Raw genomic sequence first — 11,413 nt, 5'->3', positions numbered from 1 at the left:
AATATTATTATTCTATATTTTATACACATAGTAACAACTACTATATTATTATGTGTACAATTTTATCATATATCAAAAACTATTGATGACTTATGTATCAATATGTATATAAAAGTAAAAAAGTTGCTAAAAAAGCAACTTTTTATTATCTATCTTCATTTGTAACGTTGAATACATAAGGTATATTTCTATAGTAATCACCATAGTTTAATCCATACCCTACAACGAATTTATCTTCTATTTCAAATCCACAGTAATCAGGTACTAATTCTACCTTTCTTCTGCTTGGCTTATCAAGTAATACACAAGATTTTACACTGTTTGGATTTTTAGCTTTTAAGTGATTTATAACGTGATGCATAGTAAGTGCTGTATCTGTTATATCGTCAACTATTAATACATCATATCCTTCTAAGTCACAGTTAACATCTGAAACTACTTTTACTCCTGTATTTACTTCTCCATGTCCATAACTAGAAGTAGTCATGAATTCTATTTTAACTGGTACAGTTATGTTTCTTACTAAGTCTGCACAGAATATGAAGCTTCCTTTTAATAAAGATACCACTAAAAGATTCTTTCCTTCATAATCTTTAGATATTTGCTCTCCTAATTCTTTAAGTTTTGATGCTATCTGCTCTTCAGAACATAAAACTTCCCACTTTTTAGTTTCTATATTCATAGTTTAACCCTCCACTATTGATGATATTATTATTCATTTTATAGGAGATTGTATAGTTTTGCAAGACAATTACTTAACCTTATTCATATCATCCATTACATTTATTATAACCTCATCTGTAACTGTCATTCCTTTATCACTTACTCTACCTAAATTTTTTATACTTTCTTCAACATTTGAACCTACTATTCCATTTTTAGAAGGCACAAAACAATCTTGATTTGCTATTATAGCACTTTGTACCGCTGCTGATGCTGCTGATGCTAATTTAACTGCACATCCAGATTTAGCTCCATCACATATCATACCACTTAAACTAGCTACTATATGCTCTATTGCTCCTTCAACTTTCTTTATATCTCCGCTCATTAACCAAGTTATACCAGCTGAAGCTCCTGTAGATGCTGCAACGCCACATCCACATACTGCAGATAATCTACCTGTAAAGTTTTTTACATAAGCTGTAACTAAATGAGATATTGCTAAAGCTTTAGCTAATTTTTCATCACTTTGAGGAAACTTCTTATTATAAGCAACTATTGGAAGTATAGCTGTTATTCCGTGATTTCCACTACCATTTGAACTCATAACAGGCATTTTAACTCCTGCCATTCTAGCGTCTGATGCAGCTGCAGTTATCATCATAGCATTATTTAATAAATCATCTCCTAGTAATCCGTCTTCCATAGACTTTTTAATTCCATATCCAACACCTATACCTATTTTTTGATTTAACCCATAATTAGCTATTTCTTCATTCATAGCTATTCCATCTAATAAAAATTCTATATCTTCAAATTCTAATTCTTCTATATTTTCAATTAACGCTTTTATCGTTATTGTATCCATAATATTTTCTTCATTATCAGCTGTAGCTACTAATTCTATCGCACTTTCTTCATCATTTAATAAAACCTCTCCATCAGATTCTAAATAAACAAAGTTATCATGCTTAGTTCTTATTATAGCTTTTGAAGTTCTAGTTTCACCTTGTAAATAAACTTCTATATATACCTTTTCTTTAGTATTAGCAGGTGATATATCTATAGGATTATTATCCATATACTCTTCCGCAAGTCTAACTTCTTCTGGTGTTAAAGTTTCTAGTACTCTTAATCCATTTTGTGAATGACCTCCTATAAATCCTAATGCTACTGATATTTTTAATCCTAATCTTTCAGTTCCTGGTATACCTACACACATTCCATTTTTATATACATTTGGACTAACTAATACAGTATGTTTTACTATTTTTTCCCCTAATAATTCCTTTGCTTTTGCACATGCTAGTGCTACAGCTACCGGTTCAGTACAACCTAATGCTGGCTTTACTTCTGCTTTTAATATATCAACTAATCTATTCTTTATATTCATCATTATTTTATCCCTCCAAAATATTTTTATAATTTTAATATTAAGCAATAAGTATGCCAACTTTTTAATTTTATATAAATTTAATATTAAATTTTCAAAATCATGATTATAAATCTTTAAAAGATACACAGATTAACCATAATTCAGTTTTAATTTATTTATACTTAAAAATATATAAATTAAATAAGTTTTATTTATTGTTTAATCTTATAATATATAAATTCTATTTTAGTATTGTTTAATCTTATAATATATAAATTCTATTTTAGTATCAAAAAGATAAAAAAAAATCTCAAAATGAGATTTTGTATCATTTTGAGATTATATTATATTTATCTAATTTTCTATACAAAGTAGCTCTAGATATACCCAATACTTTAGCTACTATTTCTTTATCTTTTTTGTAGTTTTTATATTTATTTAAAGCCTTTATTATCTCTCTTTTTTCAAGTTGTTCTAAAGTTTCAATGTCTTCACATTCTATTATTACTTCAGTATTTTGCTTTTGCTTAATTCTATTAGGTAGTAAATCCATTGTAATAATATTAGACGATGACATATTTACACTATATTCAATTATATTTTGTAATTCTCTTATATTTCCTTGCCACTTATATTTTATTAATTCTTCAAGTACATCATTTTCAATATACTCTACATCTTTATCTAATTTTTTAGAATAATCTTTAATCATAAAGTCTACTAGTAAAGGTATATCTTCTTTTCTTTCTCTTAGACTTGGCAAGCTTATAGGTATAACATTTAATCTATAATATAAATCTTCTCTAAATAAGCCACTACTGACCATCTCTTCTAAGTTCTTGTTTGTAGCTGCTATTACTCTTACGTCTATTGTTTTATTATAATTAGATCCTATTTTATTAAGTTCTTTTTCTTGTAAAACTCTTAGAAGTTTTGCCTGAAGGTGAAGGCTCATATCTCCTATTTCATCTAAAAATATAGTTCCCTTATGTGCAAGTTCAAACTTTCCTAGATTTCCACCCTTTTTAGCTCCTGTAAATGCACCATCTTCATATCCAAATAACTCACTTTCTAGTAAGTTGTCTGGTATTGCAGCACAGTTTACCGCTATAAATGGGTTATCACACCTTTTACTATGATTATGTATAGCTCTTGCAAATAATTCTTTTCCTGTTCCGCTTTCACCTGTTATTAATACTGTAGATGTAGATTTTGATGCCATTAATGCTTCATTTTTTGTATTTTCTATAATATCAGATTGCCCAATAATACTATCTAACATTATTTTGTATTCTTTATTTATTTTATTATAGTTCTTTATAGCATCTTTCTTATCTATGAAATCTATAACATATCCTTTAAGTTCATTATTTAAAGTTATATCACTTACATTATATACTCCCCTTAAGGTATACTTATCTTTTTTATAATAAAAACTATTAGATCTCTCTTTTTCAAATTTACTAATAGATGTATTCTTCATAAAATCTAAAATGTTAAAAATATTTTTATTATGTGCTGCATCTTTTAGTTTAAATATTTTTTTAAATTTTGAGTTGTATCTATCTATATTTCCCTGTATATCTATAGATACGATAGCCTTGTCCATACTATTTAATAACGTCTCTAATTTTTTCTTTTCTAACTCTAATTCATATGCTTTAATTTGTGCTTTTAATTTATTAGAAATTAAATCTGCCATCTTCCCTAAAAAATTAATAAGGTTCTCATAATCATTATTAATTCTATCAGCTTGATCTTTATTAAAAGCTATAAGTCCTATTACTCCATATGATTTTCCATCACATATTATAGGACAACATATTTCAGAAAACTCTTTACAATCAAAGCGATAGTAGCATTCTTTACATATTTCATTACAACTTGGGTCTGTTATTAATATAGTTGATTTTTCTAAAATTGATTTTCTGAAAGCAGAGTATCCATCTACTTTTTTTCCAATCTTATCTATATATATACCCGTTCCTGCAACCCTAATTAAATTTTCATCAACTATAGTTACATCTATGTTTAAAACTGCTTCTATAGCCTCTGCTATTTTTTGTATTTCATCCTTTATGTATTTTAGAGTTATCATGTTTACATATCCTTAAATTTTTTTAAGTTAAGAATTTCTTTAATATCTTTTAATAATACATATATTTTATTTAATGTAAATTGAATAGACATTAATATTGTAAAAAGCATCACTACTATTATTAAATTATAATTTATCATAAATATATTTCTCCTACCTTTTTATTTTTTATAATATAAAAGACTAGGTAAAACCTAGTCTTTATTACACTATTTCTATCTATTTTCTCTTACCTATATAAATGTATCTTTCATTTTCTATTTCTTTTAATGTACCATCAATGTTCACTTTTGAAAATAAATGAATAACTTCATTAGGATAATGATAATTTATACTTTCACCACAAATTTTATGTTTTAGATTCTTTAATTTAACTTTTATATTCTTTAAATTTAAGTCTTCTAATATAACTTCTCCATTTATCTTCAATACTCTATTGATTTCTTTTATTACTCTTTCACAGTGTGTTGTATGATTAAAATAATCTAAGATAATTACTTTATCAAAGTATTCATTTTCAAAGGGTAAATACTCTAAACTTCCTTTTACAACATTACAATTAATATTTTTTATTAAAGAGTAACATATATCTTCATAGCAAGTATCCTCTAATATTGTAACCGAAACTCCTAACATTCTTAGTCTGTTTCCTAGATTACCTATATTTCCAACAAGAAGTATATTGTTTCCTATCTTATACTTTACAGTATCTAAAAAACACGTTATATCATCAGAAGTATCTGTTAAATCATCATGAGGATCATAACTATGATATAGTATGCTTTTCATAGTGCCCCCCCTATTTATCTATAATTTCATAAAATAGATTATAATAAATTGGAGATAACTATTCAATAGGAAATTTTTGAGCTAAAAATTTTTAATCATTGTTATTTTCTGACATCTTTTTTATCTTTGAAATAGAAACTTCATAAGCAGTTTTCTTTATTAATTCACCATCTATACCTTTTTTCTCATACTCTCTACTTTGAACTCTACCCCACATTTGTATCCTGTCTCCAACCTTCAAGCTTTTTGCAAATTTTGCATTTCTTCCCCATACTATCGATGGTATATAATCTGATTTATTGTATGGTCTATTTATAGCAACTAATAAATCAGTTATTTCCCTTCCTAATGGAGTTTTTCTATATATAGGTTCTTTACATACATATCCATCTAAAAATATACTATTTGGATCCTTGCTATCTTCTTCCTCAACTTGCATATCTCTCACAAATACTGTTAATACTAATCTATTTTTATTGTCTATATTTTTATTATAAGATCTTAATTGACCTGTAATTTTAACTAATTTATCTTCCTCTAAATCTACTTCTTCTAATAATCTCTCTGAAACAGTTATAGGTAAAACATCATAAGACTCACTAAGTCTATTTATTTTTATCTTAGTAGTATAGAATTTTTCCCCAAATATTTCATGACTAAATTGTAAGCTATTTTCTATTCTACCTTTTAAATTAACTATATTAGTATCTTCTTTTACAACTATCATTTTTATCCCCCCAGAATTGTTAATTAACCTCTTTTATCATAATTTTTTAAAACTATATAATAAATATATTTATGTACAATACTTTTTATTACAATTTACTTTTTTATTTTTTGAACTCCATTACTATCAACTGTATAATCACCTTCGTACAGTAACTCTGATACTGATACTACATCATAATTATCTTGTTTTAATTTAGTTAATATATCATCTAAGTAATAATTAATTCCATTTACATTCGCATGAAATAATACTATAGAACCTGGCTCAGAATTTCTTATAACCCTATCAATAATATGCTGCGTTCCAATCTCTTTCCAATCCAAAGAATCTATATCCCATTTTATAACTTGGTAACCTAATGATTTACATATTTCCATAGTTTTGCCATCTACTTCTCCAAATGGAGGTCTGTATAAAGTTACTTCTTCATCAGTTATTTTTTGTATTTTATCTGTAGTTAATTGAATTTCCTGTAGTATATCTTCATCAGATAAAACTGTAGTATTAGAATGAGTATTAGAATGATTTCCTAATTCATGACCTTTACTATGTATTTTTTTTACTAATTCTTCATTATCATCTACCCAACTTCCAACTAAGAAAAATGTTGCTTTTGCATTATGTTTATCTAATATGTTTAATATTTCATCTATATTATTTGAACCCCATGCAACATCAAAGCTCAAACTTATTTTTTTATCATCTGTATCAACCTTATATATTGGCATATTTGAATCTTCTTGTTTATAGCATACATATCTTATTCCATAAACCATACCAAATAATAAAGTCATCGTTAAAATTACAAAAAATATACTCGAAATTAAACCTTTATTTTTTTTGATTCTCAAATTTATATAACACCTCCTTAAAAAATCTATCTAATAAAACTTATTTTACTTATTTCAAAAAATTACTATAAAAATAAATTAATTATTTGGGCAACTTAAAAGTAATCCTAAATAAAGGTGGTGTATTTTATGTCTAATCTTAGAAGCGAATTTAATATCATTAAAGGCCATCAAATAGAACCTTCAAGAGAAATAATAAACGTGTCCAAAAGAGACTATGCTAGAGAGCCTCATGGAATACAAGATGGAATACGTAAAGACAAAAAAATTAAAATGTCTAAAAAATATCGATAAATTTTTTTAACTTAGGTATACTTTCTCAAATTTAAGGGAACATTATAATCAACAACACAGTATGTTGTTAACTATCATCTAAGGAGGAAATTTACTATGTCAAACAACAATAGAACTGTAGTTCCAGAAGCTAAAGCAGCTTTAAATCAAATGAAGTTAGAAATAGCTAACGAAATAGGATTACAAAACTACGATACTGTTGACAAAGGAAACTTAACAGCTAGACAAAATGGTTATGTTGGTGGTTATATGACTAAAAAATTAGTTGAATTAGCTGAACAACAAATGGCTGGTAAGTAGTATAGTAGATTTTGACACCTAAGTTAAAAAAGGCTACCAATTGGGTAGCCTTTTTGTTTCTCAAATAAACAAATCTTATTATTTTTAATTTATGTAATTACCAATTTATTCTATAATTTTTTAATAAAATAACTAAGTGTATTTTTAATTTATAATGATTAGTATATAAAAAATATACTTATAATAATATATAAATTCTACTTTTATTTTTATATATTTTAGTTTAATATATTATATAGAAATAGTTTACGGAGGATGATATTATGTTTGAAAACTCATCTGAAGAATTAGCTTCTCATAAGCTCTTAATTTTATACATACTAGATAAAATTAATATGGATTTAACTAATTCTCAAATAACGCAAGTTGTTCTAGAAACTGAAATGATGAATTATTTTTCTCTCCAGCAGTTTTTATCTCAGCTTATGGAATCTAAATTTTTAACTACATATAAAGAATCTGATAGAGAATATTACTCTCTTACTCAAAAAGGACTTGAGATTTTAGAATACTTCTTATCTAGAATTCCAGAAGATGTTACTAAGAAAATAGACGAGTATATATCTCTTAATAAACAAAACTTATTATCTGACACTGAAGTAAAATCAAGTTTTATTCAACAAAATGATAATGAATTTATTGTTAACTTAAGAGTTATAGAAAATCAATCAAACTTAATAGATTTAAATTTAAATGTTTCTTCTGAAAAGCAAGCTCAACAAATCTGCAATAATTGGAAAAGAAATGCATCTTATATGTATGCAGAAATTATAGACTTATTAATAAAAGAAGACCATTAAGCCTACACACATAATATTGTTGTAGGCTCTTTTCCTACATTTATATTTTTTATTAAAGAATTATCTAATGTATTATATATTTTTGTTAAATTATTTTTAGTATCTGATACAAATAGTAATTTATAATCATTTGATATTTGAAGGCCTTGAGGATCTCCATCTATCTTTATAAAATCTAAAATATTACCTGTAACATAATCTAATACTATTACTGCTTTGTGACCCATATCCGCTACATATATTTTTTTATCTTCATAATTAAAACAAATTTGTATTGGTATTAAAAACTCATCAATAACCTTAATTATTTCTAAAGTTTCAGCTTTCAGTACAACTACTTTTCCATCTAAAGTTGATGTATATATTTCTCCTTTTTCTTTATCTATTTTTATATGCCATGCTTTAAAATCAGTATCAATTTTATTACATATACACTTGTTAACAATATCTATACAAATAATAGAGTTTACACAGGCTACATATAATCTATTATTTTTAGTATCTATATCAAATCCATGTGGCATATTATCTATACCAATTAATCCAATTGGATTTAGTGTATTAGCATCTAATACATATATACTATTTGAATCTTGATTTGCTATAAATATTTCATCATTCCATAAAGCTATATTAGTTAAGTTTCCACCAATAGATATATCATCTATTATCTTTCCTGTACTTAAATTTAACACATATACTTCTCCACCGAGCGAACTTGGTATATATGCTAAATTTCTTATTTTATCTATACAGAAATTATGTGGATATATATCTTCACCTAGTTTTATATCTACTTCTAGCTCAAAATTTGGATAATCTAGTATGCTTATACTTTGAGATAAATAGTTAGAAATATATACCTTCAAAAAATCAGCCTCCTCCCTATAATATATATACTATTGAAATATATTACATATGGTGCTTGTATTATACCTTTCTTTTGTTGTATCATTATATTAACTATAACTTAATATAATTAGGAGTTTATTTTATGAAAATAACATTTAAACCAAGCGGTGTTTGCTGTAGAGAAATGACTTTTGAGGTTAATGAGAATAATATCATAACTGATGTTAATTTTGTTGGGGGATGTCCTGGGAATCTTTTAGGACTTAAGCACTTAGTAATAGGTCAAAATGCTCACGAAGTAGCTGATAAATTAGCTAATATACCATGTGGAGGAAAAGTTACATCTTGTCCTGATCAATTATCTAAAGCTATTCGTGAAAATATAAATTAAATACTTAAATTTAAGTACATWTATNTATTTACAAAAACTATGTAATATTTTATTAATTTAAAACTAAAAGATTATTTAATATAGTTCTAACACTTCCTATCATATATAAAGAACCTGCACTTATTATTACATCTTCTTCTTTTGCATTTTTTAAAGTATAATTCACAGCATCTTCTATATTTTCTATAGAAACAACATTATCTATATATTTAGATATTTTATTTTTTAATACTTCACAATTTATTGCTCTATCATTATCTGGAGTCGTAGTTATAACCTTATCAAAATAAGGCATAAGTATTTCTAAAACACCATCTATATCTTTATCTTCTAACATTCCTATTAAAAGAGTTCCTTTTTTTCCTTTAAAGTTCTTTTCTATAGCTTTAGCTAAAGATCTTGCTCCATCTTCATTATGTGCACCATCTATTATAAATGTAGGGTTGTCCATTAGTTTTTCTATTCTACCTGGCCATCTTGTATTTATAAGACCTTTTCTTATATCATCTTCATTTATATTTAAATGTTTTAGTTCTTTTAAAATTTCAATTGCACTTAATGCTAATATAGAGTTATTTATTTGGTGTTCTCCTATAAGTTGAACTTCTAAATCTTCATATCTTTGTCCCATTATAGTACAATCATAAATTTGAGAATTTATATCAGATTTCTTTATATTTACATCATCAAATTTAGCTTCTATATATATTGCATTTTTTTCTTTGCATATATCTTTTATAACATTTTTAGCTTCATCACTTTGGTCATATACTACAGCTATTCCATTTTCTTTTATTATTCCACCTTTTTCATAAGCTATTTTCGCAACTGTATCTCCTAGTATTCCTACATGGTCTAAGCTTATTGAAGTTATAACACTTATATCTGATTTTTTTATTATATTTGTAGCATCATATCTACCGCCTAGCCCAACTTCAAGTGCAACAAAATCAACATTTTGCTCACAATAGTAGTAAAATGCCATTGTAGTTACAATCTCAAATTCAGTTGGATAACTATATCCTTCTGATACCATTTGCTCTATCTTTTCTCTTATAAGTGTCACTATTCTAGCTACATCTTCTTCTGGTATATTTTCACCATTTATTCTTATTCTTTCTGTAAATGTTTCTAAATATGGAGATGTATATAAACCTACCTTATATCCACATTCTTTTAACATACTCGTTATAAAAGAGCATGTTGAACCTTTTCCATTAGTTCCTGCAACATGTATTACATTTAGTTTATCTTGTGGATTTCCTAAAAGCTCTAAAAGCTTTGCCATATTATCTAAACCTAATCTTATTCCAAACTTATGTGTTTCTTCTATATATTTTAATGATTCTTTATAATCCATATTTATCCCCTCTTAATTAGAATTTTGCTTAAATTTGTACGAGATTTTTTCATATTATCTACCATTTTATTATAATATATTTTTATAAGTTTTGCATTTAGTCTCCAAAAATGTATAATGTATATAATAAATATATTTAATTAGGAGGGTTTTAATGGAGAGTACTTTAAAATTTGACAAAAAAAATATACCACTTAGAATAGGATTTTTCTTAGTCGGTCTTCTTATTATGGGGTTAGGTATATCTCTTATAGCTATTTCTAATTTTGGAAATGGACCTTGGGATGCAGTAAATATTGGATTAAGCGAAAAAACAGGCTTATCAATTGGAGTATGTATGAATATCGCAGCAATTATACAAATAATTATCGGTGGAATCATTAATAAAGAGTTTCCTAATATAGCAACTATGATAACTTCTATATCTTTAGGATTATTTATAGATTTTTGGATGTTATTTTTAGGTGATATAGAAATGACTAGTTATCTAATGCAATTTGGTGTGTTTATTTTAGCTTTACCTGTTATAAGTATTGGTATATCTATATATCTAGTATCAAAATTACCTAATACTCCACTAGATTACTTTATGTTAGCTTTAAAATCTAAGCTTAATTTATCTTTAATGACATCTAAAATCACATCTGAGTCAATTGGTCTTGTACTTGGTTTTATATTAGGTGGTACAATAGGGGTTGGTACTATTATAATTATTTTAGCAATTGGACCTATGATTCAATATTTACAAAAGCCATGTAATAATATATTTGATAAATTATCTAATAAAGTAAAATCAAATTCTAAATCTGTAACTAGCTTAAATTAACTTATATTATTTCTCAATGGAATACATATTAGAATTATTTGACTTTAAATTATCTACATAAGATATATTTTTATATCAAATTAA

At 25.8% G+C, this 11,413-nt stretch carries 14 protein-coding genes; 5 read left to right on the top strand and 9 right to left on the bottom strand.

The annotated features are described in order from the left end of the window. Positions 1 to 145 precede the first annotated feature (145 nt). The 7 genes from hpt to G3997_RS00845 all read right to left on the bottom strand — a co-directional run bounded on the left by hpt (position 146) and on the right by G3997_RS00845 (position 6,506). Complete coding sequence (gene hpt / locus G3997_RS00875; protein WP_296646638.1) at positions 146 to 682, bottom strand: hypoxanthine phosphoribosyltransferase; 537 nt, start codon at positions 680 to 682, stop codon at positions 146 to 148. Between the two features lie 69 nt (positions 683 to 751). Further along, complete coding sequence (locus G3997_RS00870; protein ID WP_296646635.1) at positions 752 to 2,059, bottom strand: L-cysteine desulfidase family protein; 1,308 nt, start codon at positions 2,057 to 2,059, stop codon at positions 752 to 754. A gap of 307 nt (positions 2,060 to 2,366) precedes the next feature. Beyond that, positions 2,367 to 4,136 carry a sigma-54-dependent Fis family transcriptional regulator gene (locus tag G3997_RS00865; RefSeq protein ID WP_296646632.1) on the bottom strand — a complete coding sequence of 590 codons (1,770 nt, stop codon included), beginning with the start codon at positions 4,134 to 4,136 and terminating at the stop codon, positions 2,367 to 2,369. Positions 4,137 to 4,138: 2 nt separating this feature from the next. Continuing rightward, on the bottom strand, positions 4,139 to 4,276 hold the full coding sequence (locus tag G3997_RS00860) for a hypothetical protein (RefSeq protein ID WP_296646629.1): 138 nt from the start codon (positions 4,274 to 4,276) through the stop codon (positions 4,139 to 4,141). 79 nt (positions 4,277 to 4,355) lie between these two features. Continuing rightward, the gene (locus tag G3997_RS00855; protein ID WP_296646626.1) at positions 4,356 to 4,925 is read right to left on the bottom strand and encodes a class I SAM-dependent methyltransferase; all 570 of its coding nucleotides are present in this window, start codon (positions 4,923 to 4,925) and stop codon (positions 4,356 to 4,358) included. A 91-nt stretch (positions 4,926 to 5,016) separates the two neighbouring features. Beyond that, complete coding sequence (locus G3997_RS00850; protein WP_296646624.1) at positions 5,017 to 5,652, bottom strand: single-stranded DNA-binding protein; 636 nt, start codon at positions 5,650 to 5,652, stop codon at positions 5,017 to 5,019. 95 nt (positions 5,653 to 5,747) lie between these two features. Beyond that, complete coding sequence (locus G3997_RS00845; RefSeq protein ID WP_296646622.1) at positions 5,748 to 6,506, bottom strand: polysaccharide deacetylase family protein; 759 nt, start codon at positions 6,504 to 6,506, stop codon at positions 5,748 to 5,750. Between the two features lie 129 nt (positions 6,507 to 6,635). Here G3997_RS00845 and G3997_RS00840 point away from each other — a divergent pair, with 129 nt between their 5' ends. From G3997_RS00840 to G3997_RS00830, 3 genes are all read left to right on the top strand, one after another. Further along, a complete protein-coding gene (locus G3997_RS00840) occupies positions 6,636 to 6,800 on the top strand; it encodes a hypothetical protein (protein WP_296646619.1) in 165 nt (54 codons plus the stop codon). Between the two features lie 96 nt (positions 6,801 to 6,896). Next, on the top strand, positions 6,897 to 7,100 hold the full coding sequence (locus G3997_RS00835; protein ID WP_296646616.1) for an alpha/beta-type small acid-soluble spore protein: 204 nt from the start codon (positions 6,897 to 6,899) through the stop codon (positions 7,098 to 7,100). Positions 7,101 to 7,363: 263 nt separating this feature from the next. Beyond that, on the top strand, positions 7,364 to 7,900 hold the full coding sequence (locus G3997_RS00830; protein WP_296646613.1) for a DUF4364 family protein: 537 nt from the start codon (positions 7,364 to 7,366) through the stop codon (positions 7,898 to 7,900). Between the two features lie 2 nt (positions 7,901 to 7,902). Here G3997_RS00830 and G3997_RS00825 read toward each other — a convergent pair whose 3' ends face one another. Next, positions 7,903 to 8,769 carry a YncE family protein gene (locus G3997_RS00825; protein ID WP_296646608.1) on the bottom strand — a complete coding sequence of 289 codons (867 nt, stop codon included), beginning with the start codon at positions 8,767 to 8,769 and terminating at the stop codon, positions 7,903 to 7,905. 125 nt (positions 8,770 to 8,894) lie between these two features. Between G3997_RS00825 and G3997_RS00820 the strand changes: the two genes are divergently transcribed. Then, positions 8,895 to 9,143, top strand: a complete 249-nt coding sequence (locus G3997_RS00820) for a TIGR03905 family TSCPD domain-containing protein (RefSeq protein WP_296646605.1) — start codon at positions 8,895 to 8,897, stop codon at positions 9,141 to 9,143. A gap of 52 nt (positions 9,144 to 9,195) precedes the next feature. On the opposite strand, the gene G3997_RS00815 is transcribed toward G3997_RS00820, so the two are convergent. Beyond that, on the bottom strand, positions 9,196 to 10,503 hold the full coding sequence (locus G3997_RS00815) for a bifunctional folylpolyglutamate synthase/dihydrofolate synthase (RefSeq protein WP_296646603.1): 1,308 nt from the start codon (positions 10,501 to 10,503) through the stop codon (positions 9,196 to 9,198). Positions 10,504 to 10,657: 154 nt separating this feature from the next. On the opposite strand from G3997_RS00815, the gene G3997_RS00810 reads away from it, so the two are divergent. Further along, positions 10,658 to 11,329, top strand: a complete 672-nt coding sequence (locus G3997_RS00810) for a YczE/YyaS/YitT family protein (protein WP_296646600.1) — start codon at positions 10,658 to 10,660, stop codon at positions 11,327 to 11,329. The last annotated feature ends 84 nt before the right edge of the window (positions 11,330 to 11,413 follow it).

The organism is Romboutsia sp. 13368 (assembly GCF_018336475.1).
Taxonomy (GTDB): domain Bacteria; phylum Bacillota; class Clostridia; order Peptostreptococcales; family Peptostreptococcaceae; genus Romboutsia.
This window is presented reverse-complemented; position numbering and strand designations above follow the sequence as displayed.